Annotated in this window: 13 protein-coding genes; all 13 read left to right on the top strand. The window is 60.3% G+C overall.

The window, feature by feature from the left end; genetic code table 11:
* Positions 1-11: 11 nt before the first annotated feature.
* Positions 12-320: an integration host factor, actinobacterial type gene (mihF, locus tag ACESUZ_RS03045; RefSeq protein WP_006236130.1), complete on the top strand. Its 309-nt coding sequence runs from the start codon at positions 12-14 to the stop codon at positions 318-320.
* Positions 321-890 (top strand): guanylate kinase, encoded by a 570-nt coding sequence (gene gmk, locus ACESUZ_RS03040; RefSeq protein ID WP_006236131.1) that lies wholly within the window; start codon positions 321-323, stop codon positions 888-890. It begins immediately after the preceding gene.
* Between the two features lie 5 nt (positions 891-895).
* A complete protein-coding gene (locus tag ACESUZ_RS03035) occupies positions 896-1177 on the top strand; it encodes a DNA-directed RNA polymerase subunit omega (RefSeq protein ID WP_035138532.1) in 282 nt (93 codons plus the stop codon).
* Entirely contained in the window at positions 1178-2422 is a 1245-nt protein-coding gene (gene thiI / locus ACESUZ_RS03030; RefSeq protein WP_006235944.1) for a tRNA uracil 4-sulfurtransferase ThiI, read from the top strand.
* A gap of 213 nt (positions 2423-2635) precedes the next feature.
* Positions 2636-3349, top strand: a complete 714-nt coding sequence (locus tag ACESUZ_RS03025) for a ComEA family DNA-binding protein (RefSeq protein ID WP_195520386.1) — start codon at positions 2636-2638, stop codon at positions 3347-3349.
* Entirely contained in the window at positions 3346-5649 is a 2304-nt protein-coding gene (locus tag ACESUZ_RS03020; RefSeq protein WP_373198379.1) for a DNA internalization-related competence protein ComEC/Rec2, read from the top strand. The genes ACESUZ_RS03025 and ACESUZ_RS03020 overlap by 4 nt, the downstream gene beginning before the upstream one ends.
* A gap of 78 nt (positions 5650-5727) precedes the next feature.
* The gene (gene holA, locus ACESUZ_RS03015; RefSeq protein WP_138374181.1) at positions 5728-6690 is read left to right on the top strand and encodes a DNA polymerase III subunit delta; all 963 of its coding nucleotides are present in this window, start codon (positions 5728-5730) and stop codon (positions 6688-6690) included.
* 134 nt (positions 6691-6824) lie between these two features.
* Positions 6825-7091: a 30S ribosomal protein S20 gene (gene rpsT, locus ACESUZ_RS03010; protein WP_022094714.1), complete on the top strand. Its 267-nt coding sequence runs from the start codon at positions 6825-6827 to the stop codon at positions 7089-7091.
* A 96-nt stretch (positions 7092-7187) separates the two neighbouring features.
* Complete coding sequence (gene lepA, locus ACESUZ_RS03005; protein WP_373198376.1) at positions 7188-8999, top strand: translation elongation factor 4; 1812 nt, start codon at positions 7188-7190, stop codon at positions 8997-8999.
* A 4-nt stretch (positions 9000-9003) separates the two neighbouring features.
* A complete protein-coding gene (dusB, locus tag ACESUZ_RS03000; protein ID WP_055285151.1) occupies positions 9004-10047 on the top strand; it encodes a tRNA dihydrouridine synthase DusB in 1044 nt (347 codons plus the stop codon).
* 2 nt (positions 10048-10049) lie between these two features.
* The gene (gene hemW, locus ACESUZ_RS02995; RefSeq protein WP_373198374.1) at positions 10050-11282 is read left to right on the top strand and encodes a radical SAM family heme chaperone HemW; all 1233 of its coding nucleotides are present in this window, start codon (positions 10050-10052) and stop codon (positions 11280-11282) included.
* Between the two features lie 58 nt (positions 11283-11340).
* Positions 11341-12444: a DnaJ domain-containing protein gene (locus ACESUZ_RS02990; protein ID WP_172676294.1), complete on the top strand. Its 1104-nt coding sequence runs from the start codon at positions 11341-11343 to the stop codon at positions 12442-12444.
* A gap of 81 nt (positions 12445-12525) precedes the next feature.
* Positions 12526-13674 (top strand): molecular chaperone DnaJ, encoded by a 1149-nt coding sequence (dnaJ, locus tag ACESUZ_RS02985; protein WP_373198371.1) that lies wholly within the window; start codon positions 12526-12528, stop codon positions 13672-13674.
* Positions 13675-13677 lie beyond the last annotated feature (3 nt).

The following is a 13677-nucleotide window of genomic DNA, read 5'->3' as shown; positions in this document are numbered from 1 at the left end:
TGGAGGTACGAATGGCACTCCCTCAGCTTACCGATGAGCAGCGCAAGCAGGCTCTTGAGAAGGCTGCTGCCGCACGTCACGCCCGCGCTGAGCTTCGCGAGCAGATCAAGAAGGGCGAGAAGTCCCTTGAGTCCGTGCTCAACTCCGATGACCCCATCGCTTCCCGCATGAAGGTTTCCACCCTCATCGAGTCTCTCCCTGGTTATGGCAAGGCCAAGGCCGCCAAGATCATGGAGGAGCTCGGTATCTCCGCTACCCGTCGCGTCCAGGGCCTCGGCGTCCGTCAGCGCGAGCAGCTCCTCGAGCAGCTGACCAAATAAGTGAGCGCTCAGGATTCCAAGCTCTTTGTGATTTCTGGACCGTCAGGCGCAGGCAAGGGTACGCTCGTCACTCGTGTGCGCGAGCGCCGCTCGAACCTGGGCCTGACGGTTTCGGCTACCACGCGAGCACCACGCAAAGGTGAGGTCGACGGCGTCAACTACTTTTTTCTGACGCGCGAGGAGTTCGACCGCCGCGTGGCAAACGGCGAGTTTGTTGAGTGGGCCGAGGTCCACGGTAACTGCTACGGCACGTTGGTGAGCGAGGTCACATCCAAGCTCGCCTCGGGCGCGTCTCTGATTTTGGAGATCGATGTCCAGGGCGCCCTGCAGGTGAAGGAGCGTTTCCCCGAGGCCGTGCTGATCTTTATCAAGCCGCCTTCGCTTGAGGTGCTCCGCGAGCGTCTAGTCGGTCGCGGTACCGAGACGCCCGAGACGATTGAGCTGCGTATGGCAAACGCCGCCGATGAGCTTGCCCTTGCCGACCGCTACGACGACGTCGTGGTTAATGACGATCTCGACCGCGCGACCGATGAACTCGTTCGCGTTCTCGATATGCATGAAAGGATCTGAGGTCCGTGTCCGTTGTAAAGCCTTGCATTGACGATCTTCTGGAGAAGACCGATCACAACCGCTTCCTGCTTGCTTCGCTTGCCTCCAAGCGCGCCTGCGATATTAACAGCATGCTGCGTGGCCAGCACAACCGCGTGCTTGCCGTCCAGGATGTCGATGACATCACCATCGGGCTTTCCGGTGCCGATACCATTTCGATGGCTATGGACGAGATTGTCGACGGCGACATCTCTTACGACGAGGCCCGTTACGAGAAGGCGCTCGGCCACAAGGTTGCTGAAGCCTAAATGGCGGCTCGCGTCTGCCTGGTCCACTATCACGAGGTTGGACTGAAGGGTAAGAACCGCGCACATTTTGAGCATATCCTCATGGATAACATTAAGGCGGCCTTGGCCGCCTTTTCCGTGAATGCCGTGTCTCGAATTTCCGGTTATATCCTCGTGACCTTTAACGAGCATCAGGCCGACGAGGCGGCGCGTGTCATTCGCACCGTTCCCGGCGTTGCTCGCGTGTCTTTGGCGTATCACACCAATCGCGACCCTCAGGAGTACTGTGCCGCCGCCGTGAAGGCGCTGCGCGAGTTTGGTTCCTTCGATTCGTTTAAGGTGCACGCCAAGCGCTCCAATACCGACTATGAGCTCACCTCGATTGACATCAACCGTCAGGTGGGCGAGGTGTTGTGTGAGGCCTTCCCCGATAAAAAGGTTCAAATGCACGACCCCGATGCGATGGTGCACGTACTGGTGGTCCAGGGTAGCGTTTATGTGTACGCGCGCTCCGAGCGCGGCGTGGGCGGTCTGCCGGTGGGATCTGCCGGCAAGGTCGTGACGCTGCTTTCTTCGGGTATCGATTCTCCGGTAGCGACCTGGATGCTCGCGCGTCGCGGCGCGGTGTGCGTGCCGGTACATTTCTCCGGTCGTCCGCAGACGCCCGACACGAGCGAGTATTTGGTGCAGGACATCATCCGTGCGCTTGAGCCGGGTGTCCAGATCGGCCGCCTGTACGTGGTGCCGTTTGGCGACTGCCAGCGTGAGATTTCGGTCACCTGTCCCAGCAACCTGCGCGTGATCATGTATCGCCGCATTATGTATTCGGTTGCCGAGCGCATTGCACACATCGAGGGCGCCAAGGCTATCGTGACGGGCGAATCGCTTGGACAGGTTGCCTCCCAAACGCTTGAGAATATCATGGCCGTTAACGAGGCCGTGAAGATCCCCGTGTTCCGTCCTCTCATCGGTTCGGACAAGCAGGAGATCATCGCGCGTGCCGAAGAGATCGGTACCTTCGATATCTCGACCGAGGCCGCTCCCGACTGCTGCACGCTCTTTATGCCGCGCCGCCCCGAGACGCACGCCAAACTCGATGCCGTGCATGAGGCGTGGGAGTTGTTCGATCACGAGGAGATGATTGAGCGCCTGCTCAAGCAGACCGAGTACATCGACTTCGAGAGCAACACGTATAAGGCTCCTAAGACCTTAAAACGCAAACATTCGGAGCTTGCTCCGCGTGAGATTTACCAAGATCACGAGTAAATTTGTGCATAGACCGACGATACGCTTGCATCGTCGGTCTTTTGCTATCTGGGCATTTTGCGGCTAAGTGTTCATTTGCTGACGTGTGCCTGAATAAATGGACAGATTTGTGCAAGGTTTTGGTCAGCTTTTGGTTTGACCGAGAAAACCGGTTTTGGGGCGTGGCTGTTGTGGAACTCCTTTCCTGACACGATGGTGTTGGGAGGTTTTGCTATGGCGCAGCGCGAACAACACGAACGGGTCAAACGGATGGACCGCTTGGCGGACAAGCTGCTCGGTCATAAGGCAGTGGTGATGGCGATACTGGTCGTCATTGCGATGGCGAGCGGCTTGGCGATGGCGAACCTTGGCGGCGGTGCCGGTGGTGTGTCGTTTGAGCGCACTGACGGTACGGGCTCGTTGGTGGAGCCGGGATCCGGTGATGCCTCGAGCGGAAAGACATCCGAAGGTTCTTCGACTAAGGCTTCTGCCGCGGCAGAGGTCTATGTCGATGTCGATGGCGCCGTTGTGTCGCCCGGTGTATATCGCCTCAAGGATGGCGCGCGGGTGGCTCAGGCGATTGATGCCGCCGGCGGGCTGGCGCCCGAGGCAGACGTTACGGGGCTCAATCGGGCATCTAAGGTCGTCGATGGACAGAAGATTCACGTTCCAACGGTAGGGGAGCAGCAGGCGTCCATTGCGGAAGCCGGTGTTGTTGGTGGGGCTTCCGCATCATCGGGTGTGAGTGGCGCAACAGGCCTAGTAAATATCAATACGGCAAGCGCGGCAGAGCTACAGACGCTCTCGGGCATCGGTCCCTCCATGGCCCAGTCGATTATCGATGAGCGGACAAAGAACGGTGCTTTTGCTTCGGTTGACGATCTGATGCGTGTGTCGGGAATCGGCGAGAAGAAGCTTGCCAAAATCAAAGATTGCATCTGCGTATGAGTGCGACCGAGCGCGAGCATGTGATGCCTCCGCGGCCCCTGATGCCGTGGACGATGGCCCTGTGTGCCGGCATGTGCATGAGCTGCGCCTTGGTGCTCAACGTGACCGCTGATGCGCTGCTGAGGGAGCAGGCGCCGGCGGTCGGGCCGCTATGGGCCATTCCCGTCGCGGCGGCGGTATTCGTTGTGCTGGCTCAATCTTGTGCGCGGCTTGCCCCTTGGAAGCGGTGGCTGTATGCCGCGTCCGTCGGTCTCGTGGCGGGAGCGGTCGTCTCGGCGTGGTGGGCTGTGGGCGCGCTAAGCGCCTCGAAGGCGCTCGACGCTCGAGCGGCAAGCAGCCTCGAGTCTGTCGTGCAGGGTGATCCATCCATAAACGACGACGTGTATTCCTATACCTGCGAGGCACGCGCGGACGGCAAGAACTTGGCAACGGTTCGCCTATCGTGTGACCGCGAGCTCAGGGTCGGGGCGCACATGCGTGTTATCGGTCGCGTTTCACGTTTTGAGAACGATGCGTATGGACGATCGCGTGTGCTCCGAGGCGAGGTATGCAAGGTAAAAGCCGTTCGGATTTTATCGGTCGATGAGGGCTCTCCGGGGCCGCTGCTTCGGCTGCGAAATGGGCTGCTTGCGTCCATCGCGCCTGCGACCGACCCGGCGCGTGCGTTCATAGCCGGTGTCGTCTGCGGTCGTTCGGCCGAGCTGCACGCCCAACCGGCGGGCGACTGGTTTTCGGTGACGGGAACGGCGCATCTAATCGCCGTCTCGGGCAGCCATTTGGCTATCGTGGGGTTTGTAATCGAGGGTGTATTGCAAAAGACTCGGTGCTCACGTGGTCTTCAGCGGGCGATATTGGCGATAACGCTTGTGGGCTACGCTGCTTTTACGGGCGCGTCTCCCTCGGCCGTGCGCGCGTGCTGCATGGTGTTCACGACGCTTGTCGTAAACGGCGCGGGGCGTCGCCGGCACGGCGCATCGGCACTCTTCGCAACCATGTCCATCTTTGTGCTACTGCGGCCGACGGTGCTGTTCGAGATAGGCTTTCAGCTTTCATGTGCCAGCGTCTTTGCCATCCTGTGCTTTTGCCCGTACGCCTCCTACGCTTTGGGTGAGCTGGGTGTGCCATCGGGCATTGCCAGTATGCTTTCCGTCACACTGTGCTCGCAGTTGGCGACGCTCCCCATTACCATTCCTGCCTTCGGTACGTTCTCGCTCATTGCTCCGTTGGCAAATGCGGTCATTGGTCCGGTGGTGAGCGTACTGCTTGCTGTGTCGATCGTGCTGGTTCCCTTTTCGCTCGTGGGACCGTTGCGGGCTTGGGCGCTCGTTGTGCCCATGATTGCCGCCCGTTGCGCGCTGTTCTTCGAGCAGCTGTTTGCCGCCGTGCCGGGTGCATCCGTGAGCGTGCCGCCCGATAGCGTGTGGATTTACCTAGTGCCGTGTTTGCTGGCGGCCCTGCTGGTCTGGTGGCCGCGTCCCCGTGCGCTCCCTATGGCGGTGGGGCTTGCATGTCTGGTGCTCTTGGCTGCGATTCCGTACGTCTTTTGGGATCGATTCGCTCCGCCTTCGGTGACGGTACTCGATGTGGGCCAGGCCGATGCGATTCTTATTCGCCAGGGCGGCGCAGTGGCGCTCGTCGACTGCGGGCTCGACGAGCGCGTGGTGGCGGCGTTGGTTCGCAATAACGTGCACCATATCGATGCCGTCTTTGTGACGCATTGGGATGAGGACCACTGGGGTGGTCTGCCTGCCGTGCTCGAACAGTTTTCGGTCGGAACGATTGCCGTGGCGGCGGATGCGTTGGAGGATGCTCCTGCCGAGGTATTGAACCGACCTGGCGTGGAGTATCGGCAGGTGTGCCGTGGGGATACGGTCGACATCGGCTCTTTTTGCGCCCGCGTGGTGTGGCCAGTCGAGTCCGTGGATGGCGAGGGAAATGAGGACTCGCTTGTCCTGTTGCTCTCTTATGTTCAGGAAGGCAAGGGCCTGCGCATACTCCTCACCGGTGATGCCGAGCTTGACCAAGAACGGGAATTCGTGCAGGAGGTGGGGGATATCGATGTCCTTAAACTTGGGCATCACGGCTCTAAGGTTTCAGTTGATGGTGAGTTGCTGGACGTCCTGAAGCCCGAGCTTTCCCTCGCGAGCGCGGGCGAGGGGAATCGATACGGCCATCCGTCCGATGCCTGCATCGATGCCGTTAAGGAAGCGGGCGGCGTGTTCGCGTGCACCATCGAACACGGCGATATCACCATCACGCCGACTGCGAATGGCTTTGCGATGCGATGCCAGCGACCGTGACGACGTCGTTGGCGTGTGGTGGGCCCCTGGGCTAGAATGGCACGGAACGAATACGAAGGCCTGCGGGAGGGGAGCGCAATGTCCGAAACCGGTCTGCTGCCGGCATATCTGATCGTCGGTACCGACGGAGTCAAGCGCGATCACGCCGTCTCGCGTATGAAAGCGCGTCTGGAAAAGTCGGGTATGGTCGAGTTCAACCTCGACGAGCGCGATATGACCAAAGACCCCGATATCGAGTCCATTATCGGATCGCTTAACACCTTTCCGATGGGCAGCGAGTTTCGCCTGGTAATCCTTGATGGCTGCTCAAAGCTCGCTAAGGCTGTCTCGGAGCCGCTCGTCGAGTACCTCGCAAGTCCCAGCCCCACAACGGTCTGCCTCATCATCGCCGACTCGCTTGCCAAGAACACGCGCCTGTATAAGGCGATCGCCAAGATCGACAAGAAGGCCGTGATCGATTGCTCCGGCACCAAGCGCTGGGAGCTACCGCGCCGCGTTCAGCAGATGGCGACGCAGCATGGCAAGTCGATCTCGACGGCGGCCGCCGAGGAACTCGTCTCGCGTTCGGGTGAAAACACTCGCATGCTCGATAACGATTTGGCTAAGCTTGCCCAGATGGTCGAGGCGCCCCAGATTGAGCTTGCCGACGTTGAGCGCTGGATTGTGCGCACGGCCGAAGTCCAGCCCTGGGACTTTCTCAATGCGGTCTCGGCCCGTGACATGCGCCGTTCGCTCGAGCTCTTCAATCTAATGCCCGCCAAGAGCTACGTGTGGACGTACACATTGCTGTGCGGCCGCATTCGCGAGCTTATCGTTGCCAAGGCGCTCGATGCGCGCGGACAGGGTCGTGAGCTGGCCGCAACGCTCAAGCTCCAGTCCTGGCAGGTCAAGAATCACCTGACCTGGGCACGTCGCTTTTCGATGGCAGAGCTCGTTGCAGCGCTCGAGGGTGCCGTTGATGTGGAGCTCGCGCTCAAGGGTTCGGCCGATTCTGAGACCGCGCTTTTGCTCTGGATTACGAACATCTTGAGAAAATCGTGATGATACCTGCCTATTTGACAAATTCGTTCTATCCCTTTGAGGGGGAGCGTGCTATAGTAGGCGCTTGCATGACCTCACCGTGTCTCAGAGGTGTCATACATTTTTTTGCAAGGAACTCGAAAGGAACTCCAGAAGTGGCAAACATCAAGTCTCAGAAGAAGCGTATCCGCACCAATGAGGCAGCTCGCATGCGTAACAAGGCTGTCAAGTCCGAGCTCAAGACGCTGACCAAGCACGTCCAGTCCGCCGTCGCCGAGGGCGACGCCGAGAAGGCCCAGGCTGCCCTCAAGACCGTCACCAAGCGTCTCGACATGGCTGCCGCCAAGCATGTTATCCACAAGAACCAGGCTTCCAACCGCAAGTCCGGTCTTGCCAAGCTCGTGAACAGCATCAACGCTTAAGTTGTAAATTTCACACCACACAGATTACGCGCATAAATGGAGCCTGTTTTATGGAACAGACTCCATTTTTTGTACCGCTCGGGTAAGATAGTCCGCATGAATACTTCAATTGACATTTCCCACATCCGCAACTTCTCGATTGTTGCGCACATCGACCATGGCAAGTCCACGATCAGTGACCGCATTCTCGAGCTCACCCATACCGTCGACGAGCGCGACATGGAGTCGCAGCTGCTCGACACCATGGATATCGAGCGCGAGCGCGGCATCACGATCAAGTCCAATGCCGTTCGCGTGTCCTATGACGCCGACGATGGCGAGACGTATCAGTTCAATCTGATCGATACGCCGGGCCACGTGGACTTTACCTATGAGGTCTCGCGCTCGCTGGCAGCCTGTGAGGGCGCGGTGCTCGTTGTCGACGCCACGCAGGGCGTTGAGGCGCAGACCGTCTCTAACGCGACGCTCGCCATGAACGCCAATCTGGACATTGTGCCGGCCATCAACAAGATTGACCTGCCCTCGGCTCATCCCGACGAGGTTAAGACCGAGATCGAGGATGACCTGGCGATCCCTGCCGATGATGCCGTGTGTGTCTCGGGCAAGACCGGCGAGGGCATCCACGATCTGCTGGAGTCCATTGTCTTTTTGATCTCTCCGCCCAAGGGCGATGCGAACGCGCCGCTCAAGGCACTCATCCTGGATTCGTACTTCGACGAGTATCGTGGCGTCGTCGCCACGGTGCGCATCTTTGACGGCTCCATCAAAAAGGGCGATACCCTGCGCATGATGCAGGCAAAGGGCGACTTTTTGGTCGATGGTGTGGGCGTCAAGCGTCCCGCCGAGACCCCGGTCGACGCGCTGACGGTCGGCGAGGTCGGATACGTGGTCACGGGCCTGAAGGACCCCGAGGTCGTTCACGTGGGCGATACCCTCACGTGGGCGTCGAATCCCTGCCTCGAGCCGCTTCCCGGCTACCGCGAGGCTAAGCCCATGGTCTATACGGGCCTGTTCCCGATCGATAACAAGGACTACGAGAACCTGCGTGACGCGCTCGATAAGCTGCACGTCAACGACCCGTCGTTGGTGTGGGAGCCCGAGACCTCGGTGGCGCTCGGCTTTGGCTTCCGCGTGGGCTTCTTGGGCCTGCTGCATATGGAGGTCGTCAAGGAGCGCTTGGAGCGCGAGTTCAATCTTGACCTCATTGCCACGAGCCCCTCGGTGGACTATCACGTCTACAAGACTGACGGCGAGATGATTGATGTCCGCAGCCCGCAGGATCTGCCCGAGGCTACGCGCATCGAGCGCATTGAGGAGCCCTACCTCAAGGCAAAGATCATCTGCCCGCCCGAGTATACGGGTGCCGTCATGCAGCTCGCTATCGAGCACCGCGGCGTTACGACCGACATGATCCATCTCACGAGCAAGTCGGTCGAGATGCGCTTTGATATGCCGCTCGCCGAGCTCATTTTGGACTTCTTTGACCAGCTCAAGAGCCGTACCAAGGGCTATGCCTCGCTCGACTACGAGTTCAACGAGTACCGTCCCTCCGAGCTTGTGAAGCTCGATATCTTGCTTTCGGGTGATGAGGTGGACGCGCTGTCGTTTATCGTCCATAAGGACAAGGCCTATGGCCTGGCCCGTGGTCTGTGCGACAAACTTAAGGAGATCATCCCGCGTCAGCTGTTCGAGGTGCCCATCCAGGGTGCTATCGGCAACAAGATCATCGCCCGCTCCACCGTCAAGGCGCGTCGCAAGGACGTGCTTGCTAAGTGCTACGGCGGCGATATTTCGCGTAAGCGTAAGCTGCTCGAGAAGCAGAAAGAGGGCAAGAAACGCATGAAGGCCATCGGCTCGGTCGAGGTCCCGCAGGAAGCCTTTATGGCGATCCTCAAGGTGGACGAGTAGGTCTATGGCGCTTTCTGAATACAGCAAGCGGCTGCTGGGCGCCTATGCCGAGCAGCCGTTCCTTATGGCTCCCATGGCGGGCGTGACCGACCCTGCCTACCGCATCATGTGTCGTCGCCGCGGTGCTAACCTTGCCTACAGCGAGATGGTGAGCGTGGCGGGCCTTGCCTATGCCAGCAACAAGACCTGGCGCCTGGTGCTACCGGCCGACGAGGAGCAGCAGATTTGCGTGCAGCTCTTTGGCTCCAAGCCCGATCAGTTTGCGAGTGCCGTCGCTGCTGTCGAGGAACGCGTGGGCGATCGCCTGTCATTGATTGATATCAACATGGCTTGTCCGGCGCGCAAGGTCGTTACCAAGGGCGAGGGCTCGGCGCTTATGCGCACGCCCGATCTGGCCGAGAAGATCGTCGAGGCGGCGGTGGGCGCGGCACATGTGCCCGTGACTGTAAAGATCCGCAAGGGCTTTTATGCCGAGGACCGTAATGCCGCGACGTTTGCCCAGATGCTCGAAGGCGCCGGTGCCGCCGCAGTCGCCGTGCACGGTCGTTGTGCCACGCAGCTCTATACGGGCCAGGCCGATTGGTCTGTCGTCGATGAGGTTGCCGACGCTGTCGAGATTCCCGTGATTGGTTCGGGTGATGTGTTCTCGGCCGAGGACGCTGCTGAGCATCTGCAAGGCTCGGGTGCCAGCGCGGTGTTTATCGCGCGCGGCATCTACGGCAATCCGTGGGTGTTCGGTGATGCTCGCGCCCTTGCGCTCGATGGCACGCCGGTTCCTTCTCGCTCCTCGGTCGAGCGCCTGGAGGCTCTGCGTGAGCACCTGACGTTGACGCACGAGCTTCTGCCGCTTATGTCACGCGCCCGTACGTACGCGAGCTGGTATCTAAAGGGCATGCCCCATGCCGCCGCCTGGCGCGCTCAGGTGGTGCGCTGCTCCACGTACGAGGAGTTTATGGCACTGGTCGATGATATCGAGCGCGATGTGGTGGCCTGCGAGGCTGCCCTTGCCGCCGGCGAATCGGTGCCCCCTCATCCGCTGGAGGCTTAAGGGTGGCCGTTACCGCGCTGTACGTGCACGTGCCGTTTTGCGCCCAAAAGTGCCGGTACTGCGACTTTGACTCGCGCAGTTTTTCTCCGTGCGACCTGAGTGCTGCGCTCGATGTCTATTTTGAGCAGTTGTTCGCGCGCCTCGATGCTTTTGGCAAGGCTGGGGCCCTTGACCATATCCGCACCGTCTATGTTGGCGGCGGTACGCCGTCGCTGGCGGGGGAGCGCCTGGTGGAGCTGGCGCGGCGTATTCGTGCGTGGTGCGCCCCCGTTGAGTTTACCTGCGAGGCCAATCCCGAGTCGCTGACCGCCGAGCTTGCCACTGCGCTTGCCAAGGTTGGTGTCACACGCGTCTCTCTGGGCGTGCAAACGCTCGATAACACCGAACTTACCGCCATCGGCCGTATTCACGATGCCGATCGGGCGTTTGCCGCCATCGCGACGGTCAAGAACTCTGGGCTTGACGTGTCGTGCGACCTTATGTGCGGACTTCCCGGGCAGACCGCAGCGAGTTGGAAGCGCACGCTCGATGGCGTGCTGGCGGCGGCTCCGCATCATGTGTCGGTCTACCCGCTCACGCTTGAGGAGGGGACTCCCCTTTATCGCATGGCGTGCCGCGACGAGTCGGTCGAGCCCGACGAGGATTTTCAAGCTTCGTGCATGGATGTGGCGCGTGAGCGTCTGGGTGCGCCCGGCTATCACCCGTATGAGGTGGCAAGCTATGCGCTCGACGGACATGAGTGCGCCCATAACATTGCCTACTGGACCGGCCAGGGCTATTTGGGCCTGGGTCGTTCCGCCGCGGGCATGCTCGACGCCGAGGATTTCGACCGTCTTGCAGGTTTGTTCCCCGGCGTGTCTTCTCGAGGCGATTCGTACCGCGTGCGTCTGGTGCAACGTGACGATGACGCGACGGCGTTTGAGGCCGAATATCTGTCGCAGCGTGAGGCTGCGGCTGAAGACCTGATGCTGTCTTGTCGCATGACGGGCGGTGTTGCGTCCGACCTGTTGGTTCGTGCAGCTTGCGTCATCCCGGCCGATGAGCTGGCAGCTGCCTGCGATCGCGCGCTCGAATTGGGTCTTGCCACTTGGGTGCCCGAGACGCTCGGGGTCCATGAGGGACCTTTCACTTCGGCAGATGTCGTCGCGGGCTATGTTCGAGCTCGTCTGGCGCCGACGCACTTGGGCTGGCTCGATGGAAATGTTCTGTTCGAGCTGTTTTGGGATCTAGCTTAGGCCGCTCGGGTAGAATTACCGGAATATATACGCTGCTGTGAGCAGGAGGTTGCCGCGCATGGCGACGATGAACGAAAAAGATTACTACGAGATTCTGGGTGTCTCCAAGGACGCCACCTCGCGTGATATTCAAAAGGCCTTTCAGCAAAAGGCCCGCAAGCTCCATCCGGACGTCAACAAAGAGCCGGATGCCGAGGAAAAGTTTAAAGAGGTTTCCGAGGCCTACGCCGTGCTTTCGGATGAGCAAAAACGTGCGCGCTACGACGCCATGCGCTCGGGCAATCCCTTTGCCGGTGCTCCTACGGCTTCGCCCTATGGTGGCGGCTACGCCGGCAACACAGGCTATGGCAATCCCTTTGAGGGCGGTTTTCCCTTTGGCGGCGCTTGGGGCCAGCAGCGTCGTGGGCAGGCTGCTTACAATCCCGAGAACGGCGCCAATGTGGTCGTCGATATCAAACTCGACGCCAAGGAGGCCAAGGGCGGTGCCCGTAAGACCGTCCGCTATACGCGCTTCGATACCTGTGGTCACTGCGGTGGTTCGGGCTCTGTTTCGTCCGAGCATGCACATACCTGTCCGAGCTGCGGCGGTCGCGGTCACATCGATGTCGACCTGTCCTTTCTGTTTGGTGCCGGCACGTTCCAGTCGGTCTGCCCTGAGTGCGGTGGCTCCGGTAAGGTCGTCGCCGACCCCTGTCCCGATTGCGGCGGCAGCGGGCGGACCCGTGTGACCTCCGAGCAGACGATTGAGTTTCCCGCCGGCACGCACGATGGCGACGAGGTCCGTATTGGCGGCATGGGTCACGCCGGCACCAACGGCGCCTCTGGCGGTGATCTGGTCGGTCGCGCCCATGTTGAGGCCGAGCGCTTGGAAGGCAAGGCCCGTACCGGTTTTTACCTGATGGGCATCGTGGCGCCGTTTTTGGTACTCTCGGCCATCTCGGGCGTGTTCTCTGCCTTTGCCGTGATGTGCTTTATTCCGTTTGCCATGGGCCTGTTCATGGTGCTTTCGGACGGCGTGCTTCATCGCAGCTTGCTGTGGTGGAAGCGCGGTGCGATGCAGTTTGCCAACGGTTTTGCCAACGGCTTCATGTTCGCGCTCGTGTCGGTTTGGTTCGCGAGCTGCTCGCAACGGGCCATGCTTTCGCCGTACCAAATGCAATAACATCAAACCCTCTGTTTGCGGCCGGCCCTGCTTGGGTATAGGACGCACTGTGACAATAATGAAAGTCGGAAGGATTCGGTCGTGTCGGAAAATAGGGATTACTACGAGGTACTTGGCGTCGACAGGGATGCCGACGCGCGGACGATTAAGCGCGCGTTTCTAAAGAAGGCCCGTACCGTACACCCGGACGTTTCGGACGACCCCGAGGCCGAGGCCAAGTTCAAGGAGCTTAACGAGGCGTATTCCGTTCTTTCCGATGAGCAGAAGCGTGCTAACTACGACCGTTACGGCACTGTCGACGGCCCTGGTGGTTCAGGCTACGTCGATATCAACGATATCTTTGGTGGCATGGGCATGGACGACTTGTTCTCGTCGTTCTTTGGCGGCGGTGCCGGCGGTGGCGCCCGCAGCCGTCGCGAGCGCCGCCGGGGTCGCGATATGGCCATCTCCCTTTCGGTGACGCTCGAGGAGGCGGCACTCGGCTGCAAAAAGACAATCAGCTATGACCGCCTTGCTCCTTGCGAGGACTGCAATGGCACCGGTAGGGCAGAGGGCGCACAGGAAAAGCAGTGCGGCCGCTGCCACGGTACGGGCTACGTCACGACGGTTCAGCGTTCGTTCCTGGGCCAGGTTCAGTCTTCCTCGCCTTGCCCTGACTGCCATGGCGAGGGCACGGTTATCGACCATCCCTGCGAGACCTGCGACGGTCAGGGCCGCACGCCTTCGCATGAAAAGATTGACATCGATATTCCCGCCGGCGTTTCGACCGGTCGCCAGCTGCGTGTGAGCGGCTTTGGCGAGGCCGGCCTTCGCGGCGAGCCTTCGGGCGACCTGATTGTCAACGTGCGCGTTGCCGACCATGAGCGCTTTAAGCGCAACGGTGACGACCTGTACCTGGTGAGTGATATCTCGATTGCGCAGGCTGCGCTCGGCTGCGAGATCGAGGTCGAGGGCATTATGCCCGACGAGGTCGTTAAGGTGACGGTTCCCGCCGGCGCCCAGTACGGCGACACCGTGAGCGTCAATAATTACGGCATGCCGCGCATTGGCGGTGGCGGTTCGCGTGGCCGCCTGATTGTGCAACTGCGCGTGGTCGTTCCCACCAATCTTTCCAATAAGCAACGCGAGCTGCTCCGTGCTTTTGCCGATGAGATGGGCGATGACGTCGCTTCTGGTAAGAAGTCGGTGACCGACCGTATCAAGAGTGCCCTCGACGATATCCTCGATTAAGGA

This window comes from Collinsella aerofaciens ATCC 25986 (assembly GCF_964239575.1).
In the GTDB taxonomy this organism is placed as follows: Bacteria; Actinomycetota; Coriobacteriia; order Coriobacteriales; family Coriobacteriaceae; genus Collinsella; species Collinsella aerofaciens_BQ.
The sequence above is the reverse complement of the archived record's forward strand: the minus strand, read 5'-3'. Positions and strand labels throughout refer to the sequence as shown.

Excerpts from the sequence above, each read along its gene's own strand:
- mihF (WP_006236130.1), top strand. The coding sequence starts at position 12 with ATGGCACTCCCTCAGCTTACCGATGAGCAGCGCAAGCAGGCTCTTGAG.
- thiI (WP_006235944.1), top strand. The coding sequence starts at position 1,178 with ATGGCGGCTCGCGTCTGCCTGGTCCACTATCACGAGGTTGGACTGAAG.
- ACESUZ_RS03025 (WP_195520386.1), top strand. The coding sequence starts at position 2,636 with ATGGCGCAGCGCGAACAACACGAACGGGTCAAACGGATGGACCGCTTG.
- ACESUZ_RS03020 (WP_373198379.1), top strand. The coding sequence starts at position 3,346 with ATGAGTGCGACCGAGCGCGAGCATGTGATGCCTCCGCGGCCCCTGATG.
- holA (WP_138374181.1), top strand. The coding sequence starts at position 5,728 with ATGTCCGAAACCGGTCTGCTGCCGGCATATCTGATCGTCGGTACCGAC.
- lepA (WP_373198376.1), top strand. The coding sequence starts at position 7,188 with ATGAATACTTCAATTGACATTTCCCACATCCGCAACTTCTCGATTGTT.
- dusB (WP_055285151.1), top strand. The coding sequence starts at position 9,004 with ATGGCGCTTTCTGAATACAGCAAGCGGCTGCTGGGCGCCTATGCCGAG.
- ACESUZ_RS02990 (WP_172676294.1), top strand. The coding sequence starts at position 11,341 with ATGGCGACGATGAACGAAAAAGATTACTACGAGATTCTGGGTGTCTCC.